This window comes from Microbacterium sulfonylureivorans, from assembly GCF_003999995.1.
GTDB classification, from domain to species: Bacteria; Actinomycetota; Actinomycetes; order Actinomycetales; family Microbacteriaceae; genus Microbacterium; species Microbacterium sulfonylureivorans.
In genome coordinates, this window is record NZ_RJAD01000003.1 from 415,476 (window position 1) to 440,749 (window position 25,274).

Consider the following 25,274-nt stretch of genomic DNA (forward strand, 5'->3'; position numbering starts at 1 on the left):
GGCGTTCCTCGACCGGCGCATCGACAGCACGCTCTCACGCCAGGGCGCTGCGCGCCGTCCGTCGCGCGTGGGCGCTGAGGTCGTCGCCGCGCCGGTCGAGGAACGCGCGCAGGCGCGCGGCATCCACTCGCCCGATCTCGCGCAGCGCGACGCCGACGTTCGTCTGCACGAGATGCTCGGGGTCGTCCGCGAGGATCTCGCACAGCGCGAGCGGGTCGTCGAGGTCGCCGGCGCGGATGATCCAGAACGCCGCGGTGATCGCGGTGCGGCGATGCCACCGGTCGTCGGACCGCGCGAGCTCGAACAGCACGTCGCGCGGCTTGTCGAGCAGGTACCAGCCGACCACCCGGGGCGCCGAGCGGTCGATGTAGTCCCACGTGTCGATGCGGTCGAGCCGGCGCATCCACAGCTCGTACAGCGCTCGGCGGTCGACGCCCTTCGCGCGGGCTTGGAAGTCGAGGATCGACACTGCGACCATCCGCAACTCGTAGACGTCGGAGTCGAGCAGCAGGTCGACCTCGGGGAGCGGCATCCGCTCGTTCACCTTCGCGATGTCGAACACGGTGCCCATGCGCACGCCGATCACCTCGGTGGCGTCGTCGGTCATGCGCCCGAGGATCTTGACGCGCTGCTCATCGGATGCCTCGGCTTCGAGCGCCGCCCGCACCGACGCCGCCGTCAGCGGCTCAGCCAACCGCGAGACCCCGTGCCATCTCGAGCTCGCGGCCGTTCTGGCCGTCGATCGTGCCGCCGGTGGGGACGAACCCGAGTCGCGCGTACGCCGCCTGGGCACGCGCGTTGTCCTGGTGGACGTCGAGGAGGAGCTCGCGACAGCCCTGGTTCAGCGCCCACTCCGACGCCGCCGCGAACAGGTCGTCGAGGATGCCTCGGCCTCGGTGCGCCGGGCTCACGTACACGGCGACGGCGAGCGCCGTGCCCTCATCGCGGATGCGGCCGAAGTAGTCGGGGGCGTCGGGCTCGGGAATGAGGACGGTGACCGTGCCGACCCACGACGGGCCGACCTCGGCGATGAACTGGGCGGCCGAGCCCGAGAGCGCCGCGCCGATCGCCCTCGCGTCCCAGAAGTCCCGAGGGTGCGCCGCGGCGTCGTCGTGGGTCTCGAGGAACGCGATGCCCGCCGCAGGGTCGCGCAGCGCCTCGAGCCGGAGCGCGCGCAGCCGCTCGCCGTCGGTCGCGTGAACACGGCGGACCTGGGCGTCAGACACCGGACTCGGCGAGTTCGGCTCCGGCGTGCGCAAGCTCCGCCAGCGCGGCCTCGCTCGTCTCTGCGGCGACGCCCGCCACGAGGTCGGTGAGGATCCGCACGTGCCGCCCGTGCTCGATCGCGTCGAGGGCGGAAGCGCGAACGCAGTAGTCCGTCGCGATGCCGGCCACGTCGACGTCGACCACGCCGTGCTCGTCGAGCAGCTGCGAGACCGTCACGCCGTCATCGGTGGTTCCCTCGAACAGCGAGTAGGCGGGCTTGCCCTGCCCCTTCTTCACGTGATGGGTCACCGATCCCGTGTCGAGTCCCGGGTCGTACTCGGCGCCCTCCGTGCCGCTCACGCAGTGCACCGGCCAGGAGTCGACGAAGTCGGGCTCGGGATGGAAGTGACCGCCGTTATCGCCCTCGGCGTCGTGCCAGTCCCGGGATGCCACGATCACGGCGTACTCGCCCGCATGCGCCTCCAAATGCCGGGTGATGCGCTGCGCGACGGCGTCTCCGCCGTCCACGGCGAGCGCTCCGCCCTCGGTGAAGTCGTTCTGGACGTCGACGATGAACAGTGCCTTGCTCATGGTTCGAGGGTACGCCGGTACTCCTCCCGGGTCAGCGGGTGCCCGTCGCCGTCGACCAGCTCCGGATCGGTGTCGGCGGGCAGCGCGACTTCGGCGGACGCTTCCACCGCGGACTGGGGCATCCGCTCCACCGTCTCGGGTCCGCTGCGCCACAGCTTCGACGGCCACCAGATCGCCCGGCCGATGTCGTACGACAGCGCGGGCACCAGCAGCGAGCGGACGACGAAGGTGTCGAGCAGCACGCCGAATGCCACGATGAACGCGATCTGCGCGAGGAACAGGATCGGGATGACTCCGAGCGCGGCGAAGGTCGCCGCGAGGACCAGCCCGGCAGAGGTGATGACGCCTCCGGTCGCGACGAGCCCGCGCAGGATGCCCGGTCTCGTGCCGTGGACGAGGGACTCCTCGCGCACCCGCGACATCAGGAAGATGTTGTAGTCGACCCCGAGCGCCACGAGGAAGACGAACCCGTACAGGGGCACCGCCGGATCCGCGCCCGGGAAGCCGAGCACCTCGTTGAACACCAGGGCGCTCACGCCGAGCGCGGTCGCGAACGACAGGATCACCGTCGCGATGAGCAGCACCGGCGCGAGGATCGACCGCAGCAGCAGCATCAGGATCAGGAGGATCACCGCGAGGATCACCGGGATGATCACCGTCCGGTCGCGGATCGACGTGTCGTTCGAGTCGATGTCGGTGGCCGTCTCGCCGCCGACGATCGCGGTGCCCGCACCGAGCGCGTCGTCGAGGTCGGTGCGGAGTTCGCGCACGGTGTCCTCGGCCGCGACGGAGTCGGCCGCGTCGGTCAGCGTGCCGATCACGAGCACATCACCCTCGGAGACGGTCGGTTCAGGCGCTTCCGTCCCCGGAGGGCCGACCGCGGTCAGCACCGCCTCGCCGTCCTCGACCTCGACGGCGGCCTGACCGGTCGGCGAGTCGTCGGATGCCACGGCCACCGACTCGATGCCGGCGGAGGCGTCGAGCACGTCGACGGTCTCGGCGAGATCCTCCTCGGGCACGATCACGTAGACCGGGCTGCCCGACCCGGCCGGGAAGTGCTCGGCGAGCACGTCCTGACCGTCACGCGCCTCGGATGCCCCGAGCACGAGGTCGCTCGACGGCACCCCGTCGGCCTTGAGCTGGGTGATGCCGAACGCACCGACGAGCAGGACGACGGTGCAGACGACCCACACCGCACGGGCGTGCCGCGCGACGAACCGCGCCTGACGCGGCCAGAGGCCCTTCACCGGCTGCGTGAGGTCGTCGGGGATGGACGCGATCGGCTGCTTCGGGATGAACGGCCAGAACGCGGCGCGGCCGATCAGCGCGAGCAGCGCCGGCAGGAACGTCAGTGCGGACAGCACCGAGAACACGATGCCGATCGAGGCGATGGGTCCGAGGGCGCGGTTGGTCGCGAGGTCCGACAGGAGCAGGCACAGGAGACCGGCGATGACCGTGCCGCCGGAGGCGAGGATCGGCTCGAACGACCCGCGCCACGCCCGGGTCGTGGCATCCCATCGTCTCGCGCCTTCGGCGACCGCCTCGCGGAACCGCGCCACGTAGAGCAGGGCGTAGTCGGTGGCCGCACCGATCACGAGGATGAAGAGGATGCCCTGCACCTGGCCGTTGAGCACCACGATGTCGGCCTTGGCGAGCCACCAGACGGTGAGGAGCGCGACGCACAGCGCGAACACCGACGTCAGCAGGACGAGGATCGGCAGGATCGGCGATCGGTAGACGATCACGAGGATCACGAACACGGCGATGAGGGCGACCGCGAGGAGCAGGCCGTCGATGCCGAGGAAGCCCTCCACGAGGTCGGCGGTGAACCCGGCGGGCCCGGTCACCCACCCCTCCATCCCGTCGGGAAGATCGTCGGAGACGAGCGTGCGGATCTCCTCGACCACGTCGCCGACCTCTCCCGAGGCGTCGATCGGCACGAAGATCTGGGCGGCTTCGCCGTCGTCGGAGACGATCGGCGGCGAGACCCCCTCGAGGACGCCGTCGACCGCGGCGATGTCGTCGGCGAGCGTCTGCACGTCGGCGAGCTGCTCCTCCGTCAGCTCACCCTCGCCGGTGACGACGACGACCGCGGGGATGCTGTCGTCGCCGAGGAAGTCGGGCAGGCGCTGGTTGACCTGGGTCGCATCCGCGCTCTCCGGCAGGAACGAAGACCGGTCGTTGGACGAGACCTCGTCGACCTTGCCGAAGTAGGGTCCGCCGATCGACCCCACCACGAGCCAGACGAGGACGAGAAGGGCCGGGATGCCGATCCGCAGCCAACGGGTGGGCTCACGATGCGGGTGAAGGGAGGTCGCCATATCGCTAGTTTATCTAGCGAAATAGTCTTTTCGCACCATTTGTAGGCTGAGATCGATGTTCTCCGCTTCTCTCGCACTCCTCGGGGCCCTCGTCTACGGCGCCGCCGACTTCTTCGGCGGCCTCGCCGCCAGGCGTCTGCGGTCGATCGTGGTCACCGCGGTCTCGGCGCTGTCGGGGCTCCTGGCCCTCGCCGTCGCGCAGCCCCTGCTCGGCGGGATGTGGTCGGCGTCGGACGTCGCGTGGGGCGTTCTGGCCGGCGGCTTCGGGGTCATCGCGGTGGCGCTGCTGTACGCGTGCCTGGCGATCGGCCCGATGAGCATCCTCTCGCCGCTCACCGCCGTCGTCTCCGCGATCGCCCCCATGCTCTGGGGGCTGCTGGTCGCCGGCGAGACGCTCTCGCCCGTGGCCTACGCCGGACTCGGCGTGGCGCTCGTCGCGGTGGTCCTCGTCGGCTTCATCCCCGGCGAGACGGTCGTGCGTCCGACCACTCGAGGACTCCTGATGGCCGTCGGAGCAGGCCTCGCGATCGGCGGATTCCTCATCGTCGTCGACCAGACCTCATCGGACAGCGGTCTCGTCCCGCTCGTCATGAGCAGGGCGACGACGGTCGCCGTCACTTTCGTCATCGTCGCCCTGCTCGCCATCCTCGCGGTACGTCGCGGGCAGGGCGCGGCATCCGTCCTCACCCCTTCCGGAGCGACGATCGGGGCGACGCCGACCGGTCATGCCGACCTCGAGCACGCCTCGGCCACCGCGGCGACGGAGGGCGTCCCGTCGCTCGCGCGGGCGTGGTGGCTCGCGGCAGTGTGCGGGGTGGTGGATGCCGCGGCCAATGCGCTGATGCTGGTCGCACTGCGAGAGGGCGACCTCTCCATCGTCTCGGCCCTGACCGCGCTCTACCCCGCGGGCACGATCCTGCTCGCGGCGATCGTGCTGCGCGAACGGGTCGCCGTCGTCCAATGGGTCGGACTCGCCCTCGCACTCGTCGCCGGCGGGATGCTGGCCCTCGGCTGAGCGCGCGTCGACGCCGCGGCGGCGGTCAGCCGCGCAGGAAGAGGAGCACCAGCGATGCGACGAGGGCGACGACCCCCACGCCGATCAGCCCGAGAGCGAGGAGGGCCACCGTTCGCACGGCCGGCGAGCCCTGCGTGAGCCGCATCCGTCCGCGCCCACCGCGCCGGTAGAAGATGTCCGCCATCTGCTTGCCCGCGAGCGCCCTCTCCTGCTCGTGCGAGAGGTGCGCCTCGTTGACGCCGCCGTCCTCGTCGAACCATCGCACGATCCGACCGTGCTCGGTGTCTTCGAGGACCCCGCGGGTGGGCAGCCAGGTGCCGTCGAACAGGTACATCAGGAGGGCGATTCCGGCGACGAGGGCTCCGAGACCGAACCCCACCCACGAGAAGATCTCGACGACGGCGTCGATCGTGGAGTCCATCGGGTCCTCATCGCGTGTCCGGGTACGAAAGAGGGCCGCTTTCGCGACCCTCGATTCCGGTTGAGCCACCTAAGGGAATCGAACCCTTGACCTATTCATTACGAGTGAATCGCTCTGCCGACTGAGCTAAGGTGGCGCGCTCAGCTTGCGCTGCGCACGATGAACGATCTTACAGGGTCCTGCGAGCGCTCGCGAACCGGCCGGGTGTCGACGTGTTACGAACCGATTCGGCCCCCCGCAGGGGCGAACGTAGCGTCGAAGAAGTACCGCGACGAAGCGAGCGCGGTCGAGCGATCGTGCTCGTGGTCGAACCCCGTCGCGGGCTTGACGCACACAGGAGCACCAGATGTCCAAGAAGTTCACGATCGCGGCCGCAGCGGCCCTCCCCCTCGCTCTCCTCCTCGCCGGATGCGCGGGCGCCGAAGCGGACTCCGGCAGCATCGACGAGTCCGGAGCGGGCGAGGTCGTGCGCATCGGCGTCGTGGGAGCCGGCGACCCCTACTGGGAGACCTACAAGGAAGCCGCAGCCGCGGAGGGCATCGAGGTCGAGCTGGTCGACTTCAGCGAGTACACGCAGCCCAACCCGGCGCTGTCGGCCGACGAGCTCGATCTCAACCAGTTCCAGCACGTGATCTACCTCGCCACCTACAACGTCGCGAGCTCCGACGACCTGCAGCCCATCGGCGCCACGGCGATCTACCCGCTCGGCCTGTACTCGACGCAGTACGGCTCCGTCGAGGACATTCCGGAGGGCTCCACCGTCGCCGTGCCGAACGATGAGAGCAATCAGGCCCGCGGCCTCCTCGTGCTGCAGTCGGCCGGGCTCATCGAGCTGAAGGACGGCGGCTCGATCTTCTCGACCGTCGCCGACGTCGAACCGTCGTCGAAGGTCAAGGTCGAGGCCCTCGACGCGGCCCTCACTGCGACGTCGCTGCCCGATGTCGCGGCCGCGATCATCAACAACGACTTCGTCGCCGACGCCGGACTGACCTTCGAAGACGCGATCGCCGTCGACGACCCGACCGACCCGAACGCGCTGCCGTACATCAACATCTTCGCCGCGCGCGCCGAGGATGCCGACAATCCGACCTACCTGAAGCTCGTCGAGATCTACCAGAACTCGCAGGACGTGCTCGACGGCGTCCAGGAGGCCTCCGGCGGCACCGCTGTCTTCGTCGACACCCCGGCCGCCGACCTCGCGGCGTCGCTCACCGACGTCGAGGACGACATCCGCGCCAATCAGTAACCACCGGCAGACAACGGCCGCGGCGTGTGCGGCCCGCTCGATCGAGCGGGCCGCACACGCACGTCTCCAGGAAGCAGCATGAGCCTCATCCGATTGAGCGGAGTCTCCAAGACCTTTCCGCCCCCCGCGAAGGACGTTCCCCCCGTCACCGCCGTCGACGACGTCGACCTCGAGATCGCGGCCGGCGAGGTGTGCGGCATCATCGGCTACTCCGGCGCCGGGAAGAGCACGGTGCTGCGTCTCGTCAACGCTCTCGAGACGCCCACCTCGGGTGTGGTCGAGATCGACGGACGCGACGTCACCGGCCTCCGCGAACGCGAGCTGCGCGAACTGCGCTCCGACATCGGCATGATCTTCCAGCAGTTCAACCTCTTCGAGTCGCGCACGGTGGCCAAGAACATCGCGTATCCGCTCGAGATCGCCGGCCGGTCGCGAGCCGAGATCGCATCGCGCGTCGATGAGCTGCTGCAGTTCGTCGGCCTCGCCGACAAGGCCCGCAGCTACCCGGAGCAGCTGTCGGGCGGCCAGAAGCAGCGGGTGGGCATCGCCCGCGCCCTCGCCACGAACCCGCGCATCCTTCTCGCCGACGAGGCCACGAGCGCGCTCGACCCCGACACGACGCAGGAGGTCCTCGGACTCCTCCAGCGCGTCAACCGCGAGCTCGGCATCACGATCCTCGTGATCACCCACGAGATGGACGTGATCCGCACCCTGGCGGACCGCGTCGTGGTGATGGAGGCCGGACGGATCATCGAGAGCGGTGCGGTCTTCGACGTGCTCTCGGCGCCGCAGCACGGATCCACGCGCCGGTTCGTCGCGAGCATCATCGAGGACGTCCCCGCCGGCGAGCAGCTGCGCACGCTCCGCGACCGTCACCCGGGCCGGATCGTCACGTTCACCGTCCGCGACGGCGACGTAACGCAGGCCGACGTGTTCGCCGCCCTGTCGGCGCACGGCGTTCGCTTCGAGCTCATCCACGGCGGCATCAACGACATCCGCGGCCGGGTGTTCGGCCACCTGACGCTGTCGCTCACCGGCGACGACGCAGCCGTCACGGCGGCGATCACCGCGGCCTCCGCGTTCGCCCCGCTCATCGAGGAGGACGTCCGTGGATAGGCTCATCGACCTCCTTCCCGAGCTGTGGGCGGCGACCGCCGAGACGCTGTACATGGTGACGTTCAGTCTCATCTTCGGCGGACTCGGCGGGCTCGTCCTCGGGGTGGCGCTGTACGCCACGCGTGCCGGGAGCCTGTTTCCGCAGCGGGCGGTGTTCGGCACGCTCAACGTCGTCGTGAACACGGTGCGGCCGATCCCATTCGTCATCCTCCTCACGGCGCTGCAGCCGCTCGCACGGAGCGTGGGAATCCCGGGCATCGGCACGAACTTCGGCGTGTTCGTCATCTCCATCGCCTCGCTCTTCGCGATCAGCCGAATCGTCGAGCAGAACCTGCTGACCGTGCGACCGGGCGTCATCGAAGCGGCGCGGGCCGCGGGCGCCAGCCGGTCGCGGATCCTGTTCCGGCTGATCCCGCGCGAATCGCTCGGCCCGCTCATCCTCGGCTACACGTTCATCGTGGTCGCACTCGTCGACATGACGGCCATGGCGGGCGCGGTGGCGGCAGGCGGACTCGGCGATTTCGCCATCGTCTACGGCTTCAAGCAGTTCAACCCGTGGGTGACCTGGTCGGCCGTGATCGTGATCATCATCATCGTGCAGGGCGTCCAGTTCCTCGGGAACGCCCTCGCCCGCCGCGTGCTGCGCCGCTAGCCGAGCGGATGCTGCGTCCCACCCGCACAACCGGGCGGAACGCGGCATCCGCTATTCGCAGCGGAGTCCGTCCTCCGGGACGGTGCCCTCGAGGAGATACGTCTCGACGGCCTCGTCGACGCACGCGTTGCCCTTGTTGTAGCCCGTGTGCCCTTCGCCGACGCGGGTGACGAGCACGCCCGACTCGAGCTGCTCCGCGAGCGACACCGACCACTCGTACGGGGTCGCGGGGTCGTTCGTCGTTCCGACGACCACGATCGGCGCGGCGCCTTCGGCCGCGATCGGTTCGCGGATGCCCGTCGCGGGGTACGGCCACACCTCGCACGGGTCGGGGCCGGCCCAGTACGGCGCGACGGTCGGAGCCTCCGCCGCGAGCAGCGCCTCGGCGGCGGCCACCTCTTCATCGGTGGCGTCAGCCGGGTAGTCCATGCAGTTGTATGCGCGGAAAGCCTCGGTCGAGTTGTCGAGGTACTCGCCGCCTTCGCGGTTGTAGTAGAAGTCCGCGAGCAGGAAGGCCGTCTCGGCATCGCCCGCGAGCGCGCCTTCGAGCGCCATCGACAGGTACGACCAGCTGTCCTCGGAGTACAGCGCCGCGACGATCGCCGTCATGAGGGCGTCGGCTCCGAGCATCCGCCCGTCCGCCGCGCGGATCGGGTCGCGGTCGACCGACGCCAGCAGCGTGCCGAGGTCGGCCATGGCGTCGTCCACGGAGCCGCGGAACGGGCAGTCGCTCCCGTCGAGGCAGGACGCCATATACGCCCGGAGCGCAGACTCGAAGCCCACCCCCTGCGTCGTGCCGACGTCGAGCCCGGGGATCGACGGATCGATCGCGCCGTCGAGCACGAGACGGCCGACGCGGTCGGGGAAGAGCTTCGCGTACGTCGCACCGAGGAAGGTGCCGTACGAGTAGCCGAGGTAGGACAGCTCGCGGTCGCCGAGGACGGCGCGGATGAGGTCCATGTCGCGAGCGGCGTTCTCGGTGGTGATGTACGGCAGGATGCCGTCGCTGTTCGCCTCGCACGCCTCGGCGAAGCCGGTGTTGCGAGCGTCGAGCTCGTCGGTCCAGGCATCCGACCCCCGCGTGTTCTCGGGGATCTCGAAGAGGTACGCGTCCATGTCGGCGGCGCCGTAGCACTGGACCGCGGTCGATTCCCCCACGCCGCGCGGGTCGAAGCCGATCACGTCGAACTGCTCGCGCAGCGGCTCGCCCACGGCATACGTCAGCGAGTCGCGGATGAGCCCGACGCCGCTCGCGCCCGGCCCGCCGGGGTTGGTGAGCAGAGAGCCGATCGGCTCACCGCCGGTCGCGCGGCTGCGGATGATCGAGAGCTCGATGTCGCCCTTCGAGGTGTCGGCCCAGTCCAGCGGCGCGGTGACCGTGGTGCAGTCGAGCCCGTCCCCGCAGTCCGTCCAGTCGAGCCCCTGCTCGTAGTAGGGCAGCAGTTCGGCCGACACGCCCTCGGTGTCGGGTGCCGGAGAGGAGGTCGGCGCAGCACCGGAGTCGAGGATCATCGCAGAGATGCAGCCGCTCAGCGCGACGGATGCCGCCAGCAGCCCGGCGACGACGGCGACGGTGCGGCGGGCACGACGAGGAGTTTTCACGGAGTCCTTCCGCTCGCGACAGTCACGAGCATGCTCTCGAGGGCGAGGGTCGGTGCGGCGTTGAGCTCGACGTTCTCGCGCGTCTCGCCGATGCGGTCGACGACCGCGAGGGTGCGATCGATCGACCACGCGGCGGCGAGGGCGCGCAGATCGGGTTCGAGCTCACGGTTGATCAGCTCGGCGTCACGGCCGAACTGGAGCATCAGCACATCGCGGAACATCGACTCGAGGTCGGTCAGCACGCGGTCGATGCCGTCGCGCAGGCTGCGGGTCGCGCGGCGCTTCTGATCGTCTTCGAGGGCCGAGAGCTGCGATCTCACGGCCGGCGGCACGGCCGCCCCCTCGGCGATGCCGAGGGTGCGCAGCAGCGACGAGCGCTCCGTCTCGTCGCGCTCGGCGGTGAGGGCCTTGGCGTCGTCGGTCGCGGCCTGCACGATGCGGCCGGCGACCTCGACGACGTCGCCGACGCCTCGCACTCGGAGGACGGCACGCAGCGTGTCGTCGCGGCGGGCGCGGGCTGCGGCATCCGTCGCCAGTCGCTGCGCCATGCCGATGTGGCGCTGTGCGTGCCGCGCGGACTGCTCGGCGACGGCGGGATCGGCGCCGGTGCGCTCGACGATCAGGCGCGCCACGTCGGCGACGTCCGGTTCACGCAGGCGCAGCGTGCGGACGCGCGAGCGGATCGTCGGGAGGAGGTCGGCGTCGCTCGGTGCGCAGAGGACCCACACGGTGCGCTCGGGCGGCTCTTCGAGGGCCTTGAGCAGGACGTTGGAGGTGCGCTCGGCCATGCGGTCGGCATCCTCCATCACGATCACGCGGTGCCGCCCCAGGGACGGCGAGAAGTAGGAGCGCTCGACGAGCGCACGGGCGTCCTTGATCGAGATGATCACGCCCTCGGTGCGCAGGGCCGTGAGGTCGGGATGCGTGCCGGCGAGCACCTGGCGCATCGCCTGCTCGTCGCCGGGCTCGGCGATCAGGGCGGCTGCGAAGGCGTACGCCAGCGTCGAGCGGCCCGATCCGGGCGGGCCAGTGATGAGCCATGCATGGGTGAGCGCTGCGGGGTCGGATGCCGCGTCCTGCAGCGCCGCGACCGCGTCGTCCTGCCCCCAGACCGCGCCCCACGGAACCTCGGCGGGCGCTGTCGTCGCAGTCGCGGTCGCCGTGGATTCCATGGGTGTCAGCCTAACCGTGACCACCGACCCGTACCTGAGCGAGCTCAGCCCAGCAGGGCGCCCACGCGAGCGCGCACCGCACCCGCGAGGTCCTCGGCGGGCAGCGTCGCATCGAGCACGAGGAACCGACCCGGCTCGGCCGTGGCGAGCGCGAGGAACTCCTCGCGCACGCGCGTGTGGAACGACTCCCGCTCGGCCTCGAGGCGGTCGAACGGCTTGTCGTCGGCGTCGAGGCGGTCTCGCGCGACCGCCGGGTCGAGGTCGAGGAGGACGGTGAGGTCGGGAAGGAGGCCCTCGGCCGCCCAGAGCGACAGACTGCGCACCTCGTCGCGGCCGAGTACGCGCCCCGCGCCCTGGTAGGCCACCGAGGAGTCGAGATAGCGGTCCTGGATCACGACGTCACCGCGCTCGAGGGCCGGCCTGACCACGGTCTCGACGTGATGCGCACGATCGGCCGCGTAGAGCAGCGCCTCGGCCCGGGGCGAGACCCCGCCGCGGTGATGCAGCACGATGTCGCGGATGAGCACGCCCACGTCGGTTCCTCCGGGCTCGCGGGTGCGGACCACCGTGCGGCCGGCATCCGACAGCCATTCCTCGAGAAGCGACGCCTGCGTGGTCTTGCCCGCACCGTCGCCGCCCTCGAACGTCACGAAGAGCCCGCGGCGGCGGCCCTCACTCCCGGTCACTTCTTCGCCGGGGCCTTCTTCGCCGGTGCCTTCCGCGTCGTCGTCCGCTTGGGCGCCGGCCCCTTCGCGCGCTTGTCGGCCAGCATCTGGACGGCGATCTCGTACGTGATGTCGTCGGGCGTCTGGCCCCGCGGGATCGTGACGTTCGTCACTCCGTCGGTGACGTACGGGCCGAACCGGCCGTCCTTCACCTTGATCGGCTTCTCGCTGACCGGGTCGGCCTCGAACTCCTTGAGTGCGCTGCTGGCGCCGCGGGCGCCGTACTTCGGCTGCGCGTAGACGGCGAGCGCCTCGTCCAGGGTGATGTCGAAGAGCTGCTGCTCGCTCTGGAGCGTGCGGGAGTCGGTGCCCTTCTTCAGGTACGGACCGTATCGGCCGTTCTGGGCCGTGATCTCGGCGCCGGACTCGGGGTCGACTCCGACGACGCGCGGCAGGTCGAGCAGGCGCAGCGCGGTGTCGAGGTCGATGGTGTCGACCGTCATCGACTTGAACAGGGAGGCGGTGCGGGGCTTGGGCGCCGCCTCCTTCTTCGCGCCGCGCTTCTTCGGAGCGGGCTCGGGGGCCGCGACGATCTCGCCGGTCTCCTCGTCGACCTCTTCCGCCGCAGGCGGGTCGGCCTCCTGCACGTAGGGGCCGAACCGGCCGTCCTTGACGAGGACGAGCTTGCCGTTGGCCGGGTTCTCGCCCAGCACGCGGTCGCCGGCGACGGGAGCATCGATGAGCTCCTGCGCCTTGGCGGGCGTGAGCTCGTCGGGCGCGAGCTCTTCGGGGATGTTGACGCGACGCGGCTCGCCCTCGGGGTTCGCCGGATCGGGCAGCTCGAGGTAGGGGCCGTACTTGCCGAACCGCAGGGTCGCGACGTCGCCGATCGGAGTGGAGTTGAGCGCGCGGGCGTCGATCTCACCGAGGTTGTCGACGATGTTGCGGAGGCCGACCTGGTCGTCGGAGCCGAAGTAGAAGTCCTTCAGCCAGTCCTCGCGCTTCTGCTCGCCGCGGGCGATGGCGTCGAGGTCGTCCTCCAGCGCCGCGGTGAAGTCGTAGTCGACGAGGTCGGCGAAGTGCTGCTCGAGCAGGCGGACCACGCTGAACGCCAGCCAGCTCGGGATCAGCGCCTGACCGCGCTTGGTGACGTAGCCACGATTGAGGATCACGTCGATGATGCTCGCGAAGGTCGACGGTCGGCCGATGCCCTTCTCCTCGAGCGCCTTGACGAGGCTCGCCTCGGTGTAGCGGGGCTTCGGGCTGGTCGCGTGCCCCTTGGGCTCGACGTCCTTGAGCCGCAGCACGTCGCCGACGGCGAGCACGGGCAGCGCCTGGTCATCGGCCTTGTCGGAGTCGCCGCGCTTCTCGTCCTTGCCCTCTTCGTACGCCTCGAGGAAGCCCTTGAAGGTGTAGACCGTTCCCGACGCCGTGAACTCGGCGCGGCGGTCGCCGGCATCGACGGCGAGTGTGACCGTGGTGGTCTCGTACTTCGCGTCGGACATCTGGCTGGCCATCGTGCGCTTCCAGATGAGGTCGTAGAGCCGCTGCTCGTCACGGTCGAGCTCGCCCGCGACCGATGCCGGCGTGCGGAACGTGTCGCCCGACGGACGGATCGCCTCGTGCGCCTCCTGGGCGTTCTTGCTCTTGCTGGCGTAGACGCGCGGGTTGAGCGGCACGGCCTTCTCGCCGTACATCGCGACCGCCTGCTCGCGCGCAGCCTGGATGGCCTGCGTGCTGAGCGCGGTCGAGTCGGTGCGCATATAGGTGATGAAGCCCTTCTCGTAGAGACGCTGGGCGACGCTCATCGCGTGCTTCGCGCTCATCGAGAGCTTTCGGCCTGCCTCCTGCTGCAGCGTGGAGGTGGTGAAGGGGGCGCGCGGGCTGCGCGTGCCGGGCTTGGCCTCGATGCTCGAGACGGATGCCTCGGCCGCCGCCTCGATCGCGGCGGCCAGTTCGCGCGCCTGATCCTCGTCGAGGACGAGCACGGCCTTCTTCAGCACACCGCGGTCGTCGAAGTCGGTTCCGCGAGCGAGTCCGGCGCCGTCGACGCGGGCCAGACGAGCCGCGAAGGACTCGGCATCCTTCACCGCGAGCGTCTCGATGTCCCAGTAGGAAGCCGAGACGAATGCCATGCGCTCCCGCTCGCGCTCGACGACCATGCGGGTCGCCGCCGACTGGACGCGACCGGCCGAGGTGCCCTGCTGGACCTTGAACCACAGCACGGGACTGACGTCCCAGCCGTACAGGCGGTCGAGGATGCGACGCGTCTCCTGGGCGTCGACCAGAGCGAGATCGAGCTCACGGGTGTTGTCGACGGCCGCGCGGATCGCGTCCTTGGTGATCTCGTGGAACACCATGCGCTTGACGGGGACCTTCGGCTTCAGCGTTTGAAGAAGGTGCCACGCGATGGCCTCGCCCTCGCGGTCTTCATCGGTGGCGAGCAGGAGCTCGTCCGCCCCCTTCAGCGCGCGCTTGAGCTCGGCGACGGTCTTGCGGCCGCGCTCGCTCTCGACGTAATAGGGGTCGAAGCCGTTGTCGATGTCGATGGAGTACTTGCCGTAGGCCTGCTTCTTGTCGGCCGGGATGTCCTTCTTGTCCGCGAGATCGCGGATGTGCCCGACCGAGCTGAGGACCTCGTAGCCATCGCCGAGGTAGCCCTGGATCGACCTCATCTTCGTCGGTGACTCGACGATGACGAGCTTCTTGCCTTCTGCCAACGGGGGCGTCCTTTCTTCGACGCAAACCATACACGCGTCTTCCCGGAGTGGTCGCTGTGAGCCCTCGCTCATGACGGCGGGCCCGCACGCGCAGACGCCGCGACGGGGAACGCGCCGAAGCGCGCCGACACGGTCACGGTCGCGATCAGCCCCTCCACCTCGCACTCGTCGATCGCGACGCCCGCGACGGCCGCGACCTCGGCCGCTCGTTCGCAGGGTACGCCCGTCACGGCACCGGAGGCGGTATCGGCGGCCGCGAGGGCTGCGGCATCCGCCGCCCCGGCGAGGCGCTGGCCGAAGACGGCCGCCGATCCCACCGCAGCGAGCGCGACGGTCAGGGCGGCGGCGCCTCCCACCATGCCGACCACGACGGCGGCTCCCGCCATCAGAGGCCGCCCGCCAGCGCGCAGCTGGTCGCGGTGAGCGTGATCGGCAGGCCCGCGCGGACGGACCCGGTGACGCACACGAGCTCGCCCTCGGTGTGCGTCGCGGCCGTCGCGCCGGGCCCGACGGCCGCGACGGCGGCGAGGACCCGCTCGGACGACTCGCCGCGAGCCGCGAGCCGCGCGGCATCGGCGACGGCATCCTGCAGCCGCACGTGCCGGGCGCCGGCACCGAGCACTCCGAGGCCGAGCAGCAGCACCAGCACGATCGCGGGGAACGCGACCGCGAACTCGGCGACGACGGATCCGTCGTCGCCGAGTCGGCGGCGGGTCATGCGACCGTGAGCGCGCGGCGGATCAGCTCGGTGAGGATGCCGCGCACCTCGTCGCTGCGCATGATCACGACGAGAAGCCCCGCGAATGCGACGGCGGCCATCGTCGCAATCGCATACTCGGCGGTCGCCGCGCCGGTGTCGTCTGCGTGCACGTCGGCGAAGAGCTTCGCGGCGCGGCGCGGGGAGAGAGGGGGAACTGTCACTTTCGACTCCTGTCATTCGGTGGGTGGGCACGGTCGGTGGCATGGATGAGGCTCAGAAGGAGAGAGGCATCGTCGACATGACGCTCAGCATCATCGGTGCGACGCCGAGCAGGAGGAACGCCGGGAGCGTGCACACGCCGAGCGGCAGCAGGAGCCGCGAGCTCAGACGCGCGGCACGCAGCCTGCCCTCGATGCGGGCGCGGTGACGGGAGAGCGCCGCAGAGGCGCGGAGGAGCTCGACCGCCGGAACACCCGCGGTGCGCGAGAGGGAGAGGACGAGGTCGGTCGAGGCATCCGCCGGCGCGCCCGCGGCGCTCACGATCGCCGTCGCGCGCTCGATGGACACCCCGCCGCTCAGTGCGATGGCCAGCAGCTCCGCCCCGATCCCGGGGACGCCTCCCTCGGCACGCGCCCGCCGCACGAGCGCCGCGTTCCACCGCTGCGCGGCGAGGATGAGAGCTGCGCCGGCGACGAGACAGGCGATGCCGAACGGCTGTGCGAACAGCACGCCGAACGTGTCGAACCCGAGAGCGGCCCCCAGCCCGACGGCGACGAGCGGCAGCCAGCCCATGAGCCTGGCGGTTCCCGCGGGTTCGGCGAGGGCGACACGCACGTCGTCGGCCGCCTCCTGCGCGTCGCGGAGCGCGGAGGCCACCGCGCGCAGCGTCTCGGCGAGCGGAGCTCCGACGCCCGTGGCCACTCGCCACGCCGCCGCGACGTCGGCCCACACCCGCTCCGGCCCCTCTGCGGCGGCGCCCGATCTGCGGGCGGGACGGCCCGGTGCAGGACCCGCCGCGGCGATGGCATCGGGCAGCGGCATCCCGTCGTGTGAGGCCGCCGCGATGCGCGCGGCCGCGGGATCCCCCGTGTCGGAGAGGTGCCCCCACGCCGCCGCCGGTGCGACCCCCGCCTGCAGCAGCACCGCGAGCCGGAGGACGGTCTCGGCCGCGGCCGCCCCGGCGTCGGCCGGGCTCGCCGCCGGCCTCATGCCGAGTCCTCGATCGCGAGGCGGCCGGACGAGTCGACGACCGGACGCCCGAAGCCGGAGATGCGACGCGCGCCGTCGGCACGGCGCTCGACGTGCACGACGCATCCGATCGCGCTGGCCACCTGGCGCGCGACGGCGTGGTCGTCGAGACCGGCGAGCGCCCCCAGTGCCTCGAGCCGTGCGGGGACGTCTCGAAGGCCGTTCGCGTGGAGGGTCCCCGCGCCGCCGTCGTGCCCCGTGTTGAGGGCCGACAGGAGCTCGCGCACCTCTTCGCCGCGGCACTCCCCCACCACGAGCCTGTCGGGGCGCATGCGCAGCGCCTCGCGCACGAGCCTGGCCAGCCCGACGGCCCCGGCGCCTTCGAGGTTCGCCTGCCTCGCCTCGAGCCGGACATGGTGGGGGTGGTCGATCCGCAGCTCGGCCACGTCCTCGATCGTCACGATCCGCTCGTGCGCCGGAGCAGCGCTGAGCAGACTCGCGAGCAGCGTCGTCTTGCCGGCGCCGGCGGCCCCCGTGACCAGGATGTTCTCGCGCCGAGCGACGAGGTCGTCCAGACGCGCGCGCGTCGAGTCGTCGAACATGCCGGATGCCTCGAGATCGTCGAGGTCGGGCCGGTCCAGCCTCGGCACCCGGATCGAGACCGCGGTCCCGTCGGCCGACACCGGCGGGAGGACGGCGTGCACGCGGATGCCTCCCTCGAGGCGGACGTCGACGCATGGCGTCGCGTCGTCGATGTGGCGCCCGCCGAGCCCGATCAGGGCGACAGCGAGGTCGCGCACCTCCTCCTCGGTGCGCTGCCACCCGCCGGCGCGGACGGGTCCGTCGCCGCGGTCGACGAAGAGCCCCGCGGCGCCGTTGAGGAAGAGGTCGGTGACGCGCGAGTCGTCGAGATACTCCGCGAGCGAATCGATCGACGGATGCCTCGGCCGCGCCGGCCGCCGTCCGGGAGGCGGGACCGGCATCCATCCCGCCCGGTCCGGGTCGGGCCCGCTCGGGGCCGGCACGAGCGCGGAACGGATGTCTGCGGGCGGCGGCGAAGCCCGCGGGCGGACGACGAACGGATCGGGCATGCATCGACGCTAAGGAGGCGCCCCGGCGTCGCACCGGCGGGCCGGCACCATCGGGGACCTGCGGCGTCGGGAGACGCCTGGGGAGGAGCCGTCGGAACCGACGATCGGCCGGGAAAGACAGGGGCGGCATCCCATGGGGGGAATGGGATGCCGCCACGCGCGACACACCACTTCGGGGGGTGATTTGGGTGCCGCAATGCCAGAATCGATGTTCGGCCGCTCGACAGCATATGCGAGGAAGGGGTCCTCGCAAAACAGTTCATGAGAGCCTTCTCACTCATATATCGGTCGAGTCGAACAATTCCGCGCCACCCACTAACGGGGGTAGTGACCTCACAGGCCGCTCAGTACATTTCCTGACAGACTCGCCGGAGCCTCCGGCATCCCCTCCAGCCCGCAAAGGAGCGCGCTCAATGAGCAGCCAGATCGATCACCTGCTGAACGAGGACCGGCGGTTCGCGCCGTCCGAGGACTTCGCCGCGAACGCCGTCGCGACCGCAGAGCTCTACGAGCGCGCCGCCGCCGACCGCGCGGGATTCTGGGCCGATCAGGCGCGCGACCTTCACTGGCACAAGCCCTTCACCGAGGTGCTCGACTGGTCGAATCCGCCCTTCGCCCAGTGGTTCGCCGACGGCGAGCTCAACGTCGCGTACAACTGTCTGGACCGGCACGTCGAGGCCGGCAACGGCGATCGCGTCGCCCTCCTGTGGGAGGGCGAGCCCGGCGACGAGCGCCGCGTCACCTACGCCGAGCTCACCGACGAGGTCAAGCGCCTCGCGAACGTCCTCGAGGGCCTCGGCATCGGTCACGGCGACCGCGTCGCGATCTACATGCCGATGATCCCCGAGGCGATCGCGGCCATGCTCGCCGTCGCCCGCATCGGCGCGATCCACTCCGTCGTGTTCGGCGGGTTCTCGGCCGACAGCCTCCGGTCGCGCATCGACGACGCCGGCGCGAAGCTCGTCATCACCGCCGACGGCGGCTACCGCAAGGGGAAGGTGTCGCCGCTGAAGCCCGCCGTCGACATGGCGCTCGGCGACCGCGGCACCGGCGTGCAGGAGAGCGTCGAGCACGTGCTCGTCGTCAAGCGCGGCGACAACGACGTGGAATGGACCGAGGGCCGTGACGTGTGGTGGCACGACGTCGTGCCGCAGGCATCGCCCGAGCACGAGGCGAGGGCCTTCCCGTCGGAGAACCCGCTGTTCATCCTCTACACCTCGGGCACCACCGGGAAGCCGAAGGGCATCCTTCACACCTCGGGCGGATACCTGACGCAGGCGGCGTTCACGAACAAGGTCGTGCACGACATCCACCCCGAGTCGGACGTCTTCTGGTGCACCGCCGACATCGGGTGGGTCACGGGCCACAGCTACGTCGCGTACGGTCCGCTCGCGAACGGCGCGACGCAGGTGCTGTACGAGGGCACCCCCGACACACCGCACCCCGGTCGGTGGTGGGAGCTCGTGGAGAAGCACGGTGTCACGATCCTCTACACGGCGCCCACCGCCATCCGCTCGTTCATGAAGCTCGGGCGCGAGATCCCGAAGAAGTTCGACCTGTCGTCGCTGCGCCTGCTCGGCTCGGTGGGCGAGCCCATCAACCCCGAGGCGTGGATGTGGTACCGCAAGATCATCGGCGGCAAGACCGCCCCGATCGTCGACACCTGGTGGCAGACCGAGACGGGCGCCATGATGATCTCCGCCCTTCCGGGAGTCACCGAGACCAAGCCGGGCGCCGCTCAGGTGCCGCTCCCGGGCATCTCCGTCGACGTCGTCGACGAGGACGGCACGCACGTCGGCAACGGCAACGGCGGACTCCTCGTCATCACCGAGCCGTGGCCGAGCATGCTGCGGGGCATCTGGGGAGACCCCGAGCGCTTCGTGGAGACGTACTGGGACAAGTTCCGGAAGCAGGGCTACTACTTCGCGGGCGACGGCGCGCGACTCGACGACGACGGCGATGTCTGGTTCCTCGGCCGTGTCGACGACGTGATGAATGTGTCGGGCCACCGGCTGTCGACCACCGAGATCGAGTCGGCGCTGGTCGGCAACGAGGCGGTCGCCGAGGCGGCGGTCGTCGGCGCGTCCGACGAGACCACCGGCCAGGCCGTCGTCGCCTTCGTCATCATCAAGCAGTCGTATCTCGACGTGCACACGGTCGAAGGGCTCGGGCAGGCGCTGCGCGCCTGGGTCGGCGAGCAGATCGGTCCCATCGCCCGTCCCCGCGACGTCTACATCGTGGGTGAGCTGCCGAAGACGCGCTCGGGCAAGATCATGCGGCGGCTACTGCGGGACGTCGCCGAAGGGCGCGAGGTCGGCGACACCACGACGCTCGCCGACACGGCGGTCATGAGCGTCATCTCCGCACAGGTGAGGTGATGCGGGAGCGGCGGCGGGAACTCGCCCGGCGGGCCCTCGAGGGCTATCCGGACGGCCCCGCCGCCGCACTCGTCGCCCATACCGCCCTTGCAGGGCTGGACGACATCGACGATCTCGCCGGCGCCGTCCTCGTCGAGGGGGTGAGCGACCGGATCGCGGTCGAGGCGGTCGCGCGCCGGCTGGGACGAGACCTCGCGCCCGACGGGATCCGGGTCGTCCCGACGGGAGGTGCGCACGGGACGGCACGGATGCTGCGCGCCCTGGCCTCCCGTCACCCCGAGGCACGCCTGGCCGGGCTCTTCGACGTGGGAGAGTCCGAGGTCGTGCGGCGGGCGCTGTCCGGCCTCGGCCTGATCGGCGCGGCCTCGCCTCCCGCGGACGCGGGATTCTTCGCCTGTGTCGACGACCTCGAAGACGAGCTCCTCCGCGCGGCCGGACCCGACGCCGTCGAGCAGTGCCTCACCGAGCAGGGCGACCTGCCGTCGTTCCGCACGCTGCAGCAGCAGCCGGGGTGGCGGGGACGCGACATCCACGCCCAGCTGCGGCGCTGGCTGTCGAGCGGGGCGCGTCGAAAGCTGCGCTACGCCCGGATCCTCGTCGACGCGACGGCGATCGAGCGGATGCCGCGCCCCCTCGTCGACGCGCTCGATCGCGCGCGACGCGATCAGGCGTAGGAGAAGACGACCTCGACCTCGACGGGGGCGTCGAGCGGCAGCACCGGCACGCCCACCGCGGACCGCGCGTGGCGGCCGTCCTCGCCGAAGATCTCGCCGAGCACCTCGCTCGCGCCGTTGATGACGCCCGGCTGGCCGGTGAACTCGGGCACGGATGCCACGAACCCGACGACCTTGACCACGCCCGTGAGCCGGTCGACACCGCCGACGGCGGCCGCGGCCGCAGCGACCGCGTTGAGGGCGCACTGGCGGGCGTAGGCGTTGGCGTCGGCGGCCGGGACCAGCCCGTGACCGTCGCCCACCTTGCCGGTGGCGAGCAGGGCGCCCGACACGATCGGCAGCTGACCCGCCGTGAACACGAGGTCGCCGTGCGCCTTTGCGGGCACATACGCCGCCACGGGCGGCACGACGTCGGGGAGGTCGATTCCGAGCTCGGCGAGCTTCTGGGAGATCGTCATGGGATCAGCTCCCCTCGAACTGCTTGGCGGCCTCGGCCGCGGCATCCAGTCCCGCGTTGGCCTGGCCACCGCCGCTCGGGCGCTTGAGGTAGGCCACCAGGCCGCCCTCGGGACCCGGCACGACCTGCACCAGTTCCCATCCCTGCTTGCCCCAGTTGTTGAGGATCGCAGCGGTGTTGTGGATCAGAAGGGGCGTGGTGAGATACTCCCACGTCGTCATCGCGGCTCCTTGAGTCGGCGAGCGGAATCGGCTGGTGAAGGCTGAGAAACACCTTGGTGGGCGCACGTCCGTCAGGGAATCGCCCAGGTAGTTCCCTTACGATCAACCCTATGCCTGATACCAATCGAACGGCTAGGAGTGTGCTCGGTGGACTCACCGGCCTCGTCGGCCTCAGCGCAGTCGCGGGCGTGCTCATCGCCGCCACGGTGACGCCCGCCATCGCCCTGTCCGGTGCCGCGGCGAGCAGCGCGATCACGATGTTCGACAATCTGCCGAGCGTCCTCGAGATCGACAAGCTGATGCTGCCGACGACTCTCTGGGTGAAGAACTCCCCCACCGAAGAGGGCTACGTCGAGATGACGCAGTTCTACGACCAGAACCGTTCGCCGGTCGAGTACAACGAAGTCGCGCCGGTGATGTACGACGCGATCCTCTCCAGCGAGGACCCGCGCTACTACCAGCACGGCGGGGTCGATCTCATCGGCACCACCCGCGCCGTCCTCTCGAACATCCGCGGCGGCGGCGAGACCCAGGGCGGATCGACGATCAGCCAGCAGTACGTCAAGAACATCCTCGTGCAGCGCTGCGAAGCACAGGCCGAGACCGAGGAGGCGAAGCTCGACTGCTGGACGCAGGCGACGACCGCCGTCGGCGACGAGGGCATCCAGCGCAAGCTCCAGGAGATGCGCTACGCGATCGCCCTCGAGCAGAAGTACGACAAGGAGGTCATCCTGCTCGGATACCTCAACATCGCGAACTTCGGCGGCACCACCTACGGCATCGATGCCGCCTCGAAGTACTACTTCGGCGTCGCCGCGAAGGACCTCACCCTCGGGCAGGCGGCGACGCTGGCCGGCATCGTGCAGAACCCGAACTCGTACCGCATCGACAAGACCACGGGGTCGATGACCGACAAGGACGGCAACACCTACAACAAGGCGCCCGACGGTCTGATCGACGACGTCGACCCGAAGACGATCGCGGCTCTCACGACCATGCTCGACAGCGGCGCGATCACGCAGGAGCAGTATCTCGCCGCCGCGGACGGCTACAGCGCCACGAAGGGCCGCCAGCTCTACGTGCTCAGCCGGCTCCTCGACGACGGGAAGATCACGCAGGAGCAGTACGACGCGGCGGTCATCGAGCCCATCACCCCCAAGATCACCGAACCCAAGGTGGGCTGCGCGGCGGCGAAGGGCAAGGAGTACTTCTGCCAGTACGTGCGCTACGTCATCGAACGTGATCCTGCCTTCGGCGCCACTGACGAGGAGCGCCTCGCGAACCTCCGTCGCGGCGGCCTGAACGTCTACGTGACGCTCGACATGCGCCTGCAGAACGAGGCGCAGTCGACGATGACCGAGATCGCGCCGACGTCGGTCGCCGGGGGCAAGTTCGGCGGCGCCGGCGTCAGCATCGAGGCGTCGACGGGACGCATCCTCGCGATGGTGCAGAACACGAAGTTCAGCGAGTCGATCACCGACGACAACAACTACACCCCGATCGTCTACGCCGGCGACCGCCGGTTCGGCGAGTCCACGGGCTTCAGCGCGGGCTCGACGTTCAAGCTCTTCACCCTCATCGACTGGCTCGAGAAGGGGCACTCGGTCAACGAGGTGGTCAACGGCCGCGACCGCGTCGTCAAGCAGTTCAAGGACACGTGTGTCGAAGGCGGCGTGTACTACAACGCGGACTGGTCGCCGCGGAACTTCAACCGGCAGAGCGGCTACACGGGCACGCCCATGCAGTTCACGCGGCAGTCGCTCAACACCGGATTCGTCGGCATGGCCGCCGAGCTCGACCTGTGCGACATCGGCAAGGCCGCCAAGAAGATGGGCGTGACCCTCGGCACCGGCGAGGACATCGTGATGACCGGTGCGAACCAGGTCATCGGCTCCGACGCCGTGTCTCCGCTCGCGATGGCCGGCGCGTATGCGACGGTCGCGAACAACGGGATCTACTGCCAGCCGCAGGCGATCGACCGCGTCACCGACTCGGACGGCAACGAGCTCCCCAAGCCCGAGCGCACCTGCTCGCAGGCCATCGACCCGAAGGTCGCCGCGACCGCGGCGTACGCGCTCGCAGGCGTGATGAACGGCGGCACCGGAGCACAGGGCAACCCGTACGACGGCACGCCGCTCATCGGCAAGACGGGCACGCACCAGGAGACGCAGACCTGGCTCATCGAGTCGAGCACGCGCGTCGCCACGGCGGCATGGTTCGGCAACGCCGACGGCGCGATCGAAATGGCCAAGACCTGGCACAACGGGCGCGCGCTCAATCAGCTGCGCTACATCCTCGCTCAGGACGTCCAGCGACTCGCGAACCAGCTGTACCCCGGCGCCCAGTTCCCCGGACCCGACAGCAACCTCTCGCGCCAGGTCTTCACCGAGCTGCCCGACGTCCGAGGCAAGTCCATGGAGGAGGCCAAGCGCACCCTGCAGGACGCCGGCTTCGAGGTGACCGAGGGAACGGCGGTCGACTCCGACATGGAGCAGGGCCTGGTCGCCGCGCAGAGTCCGGAGCCCGGGAGGGTCGCGGGCGGCACGCCGGTCACGATCAGCCCCAGCAACGGGCAGGGACTCACGGTGCCGGACGTGTCCGGCATGGGTCTCGACCGCGCGATCTCCGAGCTCCGACAGGCCGGATTCGGCAACGTCCAGCCCGGTAACTGCAAGCAGAGGGACGACGCCGACCGGCAGGGCACCGCGGGCAGCACCGATCCCAAGGCGGGCACGGTCACCAACCGCAACTCGGCGATCAGCGTCAACTACGTCAGCAGGGACTGCGGGGGCGGCAACGGCGGCGGCAACGACTAGTGCCTCCCAGCACTTCGCGCACCGCCCTCACCACGCTCGGCGTGGTGGGGGCGGTCGGCGTGGCGGCGGCCGTGTGGGGCATCGGCGTCGAGCGGTACCTCTTCACGGTCCGCCGGCATGAGCTCGCGATCCTGCCGGCCGGGTCTGCTCCGCTCCGCGTGCTGCACCTTTCCGACGCGCACATGGCACCGTGGCAGCACCGCAAGCAGCAGTGGATCGCCCGGCTCGCCGAGCTCGAGCCCGACCTCGTCGTGAACACCGGCGACAACCTGGGACACGCCGAGGGGCTTCGCGGCCTGCGCGCGGCGCTCGACCCGCTGCGAGGCATCCCCGGCGTCTTCGTCCACGGCTCCAACGATCACGCGGCGCCCTCGCCGCGCAATCCGTTCAAGTACTTGGTGGGGCCTTCGAAGGCGAGCGAGGAGCCGAGCTGGGAGCCCCTCGACACGCAAGCCCTCGACTCCTACCTCACGGACGAGCTCGGGTGGCTGGATCTGAACAACGCCGTGGGGTCGCTCGATGCCGCGGGCATGCGCATCGACGCCTTCGGCGTGAGTGACGCCCACCGCGGCTGGGACCGGCTGGACGCCCTCCCCGACCTGCTCGAGGAGCTTCGCGGAGACGTGGCTCCCGCCCTGACGATCGGCGTCACGCACGCCCCCTACCGACGCGTGCTGGACGCCTTCACCGACGACGGCGCGGATGCGATCTTCGCCGGCCACACGCACGGCGGTCAGGTGCGCGTTCCCGGGTTCGGCGCCCTCGTCGCCAACTGCGACATCCCGCTGCGCCAGGCCCGCGGGCTGAGCGAGTGGAGCCACGGACGCACCGTCCCGCTCAACGTGAGCGCCGGCCTCGGTCATTCGATCTACGCGCCCGTTCGCTTCGCGTGCCGGCCCGAGGCATCCCTGCTCACGCTCACCGCGGCGGGCTGAGTCCGCACCGTCTCGCCGAGGCCCGACGGCCCAGGTGGGCAGCGCTGCGCGGCTCCTCCACAGGCGTGCCCTCTCGGGCGCTGATCG

At 70.5% G+C, this 25,274-nt stretch carries 24 protein-coding genes and 1 tRNA gene; 8 read left to right on the plus strand and 17 right to left on the minus strand.

What is annotated here, in order from left to right; translation table 11 throughout:
- Nucleotides 1-34: 34 nt before the first annotated feature.
- Genes EER34_RS15400 through EER34_RS15415 form a run of 4 tightly spaced genes read right to left on the minus strand, consistent with a single transcriptional unit; the run spans nt 35 to nt 4,118 of the window.
- Nucleotides 35-694, minus strand: coding sequence for a DNA alkylation repair protein (locus tag EER34_RS15400; RefSeq protein ID WP_205791684.1), 660 nt, complete (start codon nt 692-694; stop codon nt 35-37).
- A complete protein-coding gene (locus EER34_RS15405; RefSeq protein ID WP_127476276.1) occupies nt 687-1,226 on the minus strand; it encodes a GNAT family N-acetyltransferase in 540 nt (179 codons plus the stop codon). Before EER34_RS15405 ends, EER34_RS15400 begins: the two co-directional genes overlap by 8 nt.
- The gene (locus EER34_RS15410; RefSeq protein WP_127476278.1) at nt 1,219-1,797 is read right to left on the minus strand and encodes an isochorismatase family protein; all 579 of its coding nucleotides are present in this window, start codon (nt 1,795-1,797) and stop codon (nt 1,219-1,221) included. Before EER34_RS15410 ends, EER34_RS15405 begins: the two co-directional genes overlap by 8 nt.
- Nucleotides 1,794-4,118, minus strand: coding sequence for an MMPL family transporter (locus tag EER34_RS15415; protein ID WP_127476280.1), 2,325 nt, complete (start codon nt 4,116-4,118; stop codon nt 1,794-1,796). Before EER34_RS15415 ends, EER34_RS15410 begins: the two co-directional genes overlap by 4 nt.
- Nucleotides 4,119-4,173: 55 nt before the next feature.
- Here EER34_RS15415 and EER34_RS15420 point away from each other — a divergent pair, with 55 nt between their 5' ends.
- Complete coding sequence (locus tag EER34_RS15420) at nt 4,174-5,133, plus strand: EamA family transporter (RefSeq protein WP_127476282.1); 960 nt, start codon at nt 4,174-4,176, stop codon at nt 5,131-5,133.
- 25 nt (nt 5,134-5,158) lie between these two features.
- Here the strand turns inward: EER34_RS15420 and EER34_RS15425 are convergent, their stop codons facing one another.
- Both EER34_RS15425 and EER34_RS15430 read right to left on the minus strand, forming a co-directional pair.
- Complete coding sequence (locus tag EER34_RS15425) at nt 5,159-5,554, minus strand: hypothetical protein (RefSeq protein WP_127476284.1); 396 nt, start codon at nt 5,552-5,554, stop codon at nt 5,159-5,161.
- Nucleotides 5,555-5,617: 63 nt separating this feature from the next.
- A tRNA-Thr gene (locus tag EER34_RS15430) sits at nt 5,618-5,690 on the minus strand.
- Nucleotides 5,691-5,900: 210 nt separating this feature from the next.
- On the opposite strand from EER34_RS15430, the gene EER34_RS15435 reads away from it, so the two are divergent.
- The 3 genes from EER34_RS15435 (at nt 5,901) to EER34_RS15445 (ending at nt 8,568) form a co-directional block, all read left to right on the plus strand.
- The gene (locus EER34_RS15435) at nt 5,901-6,800 is read left to right on the plus strand and encodes a MetQ/NlpA family ABC transporter substrate-binding protein (RefSeq protein WP_127476285.1); all 900 of its coding nucleotides are present in this window, start codon (nt 5,901-5,903) and stop codon (nt 6,798-6,800) included.
- Between the two features lie 78 nt (nt 6,801-6,878).
- Nucleotides 6,879-7,916: a methionine ABC transporter ATP-binding protein gene (locus tag EER34_RS15440; RefSeq protein ID WP_127476287.1), complete on the plus strand. Its 1,038-nt coding sequence runs from the start codon at nt 6,879-6,881 to the stop codon at nt 7,914-7,916.
- Nucleotides 7,909-8,568, plus strand: a complete 660-nt coding sequence (locus EER34_RS15445) for an ABC transporter permease subunit (RefSeq protein WP_205791686.1) — start codon at nt 7,909-7,911, stop codon at nt 8,566-8,568. The genes EER34_RS15440 and EER34_RS15445 overlap by 8 nt, the downstream gene beginning before the upstream one ends.
- Before the next feature lie 51 nt (nt 8,569-8,619).
- Here the strand turns inward: EER34_RS15445 and EER34_RS15450 are convergent, their stop codons facing one another.
- The 9 genes from EER34_RS15450 to EER34_RS15490 all read right to left on the minus strand — a co-directional run bounded on the left by EER34_RS15450 (nt 8,620) and on the right by EER34_RS15490 (nt 17,598).
- Nucleotides 8,620-10,170 (minus strand): alpha/beta hydrolase, encoded by a 1,551-nt coding sequence (locus EER34_RS15450; protein ID WP_240642414.1) that lies wholly within the window; start codon nt 10,168-10,170, stop codon nt 8,620-8,622.
- Nucleotides 10,167-11,342 (minus strand): DNA polymerase III subunit delta', encoded by a 1,176-nt coding sequence (locus EER34_RS15455; RefSeq protein WP_127476289.1) that lies wholly within the window; start codon nt 11,340-11,342, stop codon nt 10,167-10,169. Before EER34_RS15455 ends, EER34_RS15450 begins: the two co-directional genes overlap by 4 nt.
- A 44-nt stretch (nt 11,343-11,386) precedes the next feature.
- Nucleotides 11,387-12,028 (minus strand): dTMP kinase, encoded by a 642-nt coding sequence (gene tmk, locus EER34_RS15460; protein WP_127476291.1) that lies wholly within the window; start codon nt 12,026-12,028, stop codon nt 11,387-11,389.
- Complete coding sequence (topA, locus tag EER34_RS15465; protein WP_127476293.1) at nt 12,025-14,727, minus strand: type I DNA topoisomerase; 2,703 nt, start codon at nt 14,725-14,727, stop codon at nt 12,025-12,027. The genes tmk and topA overlap by 4 nt, the downstream gene beginning before the upstream one ends.
- A gap of 68 nt (nt 14,728-14,795) precedes the next feature.
- Complete coding sequence (locus tag EER34_RS15470; RefSeq protein ID WP_127476295.1) at nt 14,796-15,113, minus strand: Rv3654c family TadE-like protein; 318 nt, start codon at nt 15,111-15,113, stop codon at nt 14,796-14,798.
- The gene (locus EER34_RS15475; protein ID WP_127476297.1) at nt 15,113-15,445 is read right to left on the minus strand and encodes a TadE family type IV pilus minor pilin; all 333 of its coding nucleotides are present in this window, start codon (nt 15,443-15,445) and stop codon (nt 15,113-15,115) included. The genes EER34_RS15470 and EER34_RS15475 overlap by 1 nt, the downstream gene beginning before the upstream one ends.
- Nucleotides 15,442-15,648, minus strand: coding sequence for a DUF4244 domain-containing protein (locus tag EER34_RS15480; protein WP_127476299.1), 207 nt, complete (start codon nt 15,646-15,648; stop codon nt 15,442-15,444). Before EER34_RS15480 ends, EER34_RS15475 begins: the two co-directional genes overlap by 4 nt.
- 52 nt (nt 15,649-15,700) lie before the next feature.
- Nucleotides 15,701-16,636, minus strand: a complete 936-nt coding sequence (locus EER34_RS15485) for a type II secretion system F family protein (RefSeq protein ID WP_127476301.1) — start codon at nt 16,634-16,636, stop codon at nt 15,701-15,703.
- On the minus strand, nt 16,633-17,598 hold the full coding sequence (locus tag EER34_RS15490) for a TadA family conjugal transfer-associated ATPase (RefSeq protein WP_420845983.1): 966 nt from the start codon (nt 17,596-17,598) through the stop codon (nt 16,633-16,635). Before EER34_RS15490 ends, EER34_RS15485 begins: the two co-directional genes overlap by 4 nt.
- A 521-nt stretch (nt 17,599-18,119) precedes the next feature.
- Between EER34_RS15490 and acs the strand changes: the two genes are divergently transcribed.
- Nucleotides 18,120-20,084 (plus strand): acetate--CoA ligase, encoded by a 1,965-nt coding sequence (gene acs, locus EER34_RS15495; RefSeq protein WP_127476305.1) that lies wholly within the window; start codon nt 18,120-18,122, stop codon nt 20,082-20,084.
- A complete protein-coding gene (locus EER34_RS15500; protein ID WP_240642415.1) occupies nt 20,084-20,758 on the plus strand; it encodes a TOPRIM nucleotidyl transferase/hydrolase domain-containing protein in 675 nt (224 codons plus the stop codon). The genes acs and EER34_RS15500 overlap by 1 nt, the downstream gene beginning before the upstream one ends.
- Here the strand turns inward: EER34_RS15500 and EER34_RS15505 are convergent.
- Together EER34_RS15505 and EER34_RS15510 are read right to left on the minus strand one after the other, a co-directional pair.
- Entirely contained in the window at nt 20,749-21,216 is a 468-nt protein-coding gene (locus tag EER34_RS15505; RefSeq protein WP_127476307.1) for a RidA family protein, read from the minus strand. The genes EER34_RS15500 and EER34_RS15505 overlap by 10 nt on opposite strands.
- A gap of 4 nt (nt 21,217-21,220) precedes the next feature.
- Nucleotides 21,221-21,436: a Sp36 family protein gene (locus tag EER34_RS15510; protein WP_127476309.1), complete on the minus strand. Its 216-nt coding sequence runs from the start codon at nt 21,434-21,436 to the stop codon at nt 21,221-21,223.
- A 110-nt stretch (nt 21,437-21,546) separates the two neighbouring features.
- Here EER34_RS15510 and EER34_RS15515 point away from each other — a divergent pair, with 110 nt between their 5' ends.
- Nucleotides 21,547-24,252 (plus strand): transglycosylase domain-containing protein, encoded by a 2,706-nt coding sequence (locus EER34_RS15515; RefSeq protein ID WP_127476311.1) that lies wholly within the window; start codon nt 21,547-21,549, stop codon nt 24,250-24,252.
- Nucleotides 24,252-25,187 (plus strand): metallophosphoesterase, encoded by a 936-nt coding sequence (locus EER34_RS15520; protein WP_127476313.1) that lies wholly within the window; start codon nt 24,252-24,254, stop codon nt 25,185-25,187. Before EER34_RS15515 ends, EER34_RS15520 begins: the two co-directional genes overlap by 1 nt.
- Nucleotides 25,188-25,274 lie beyond the last annotated feature (87 nt).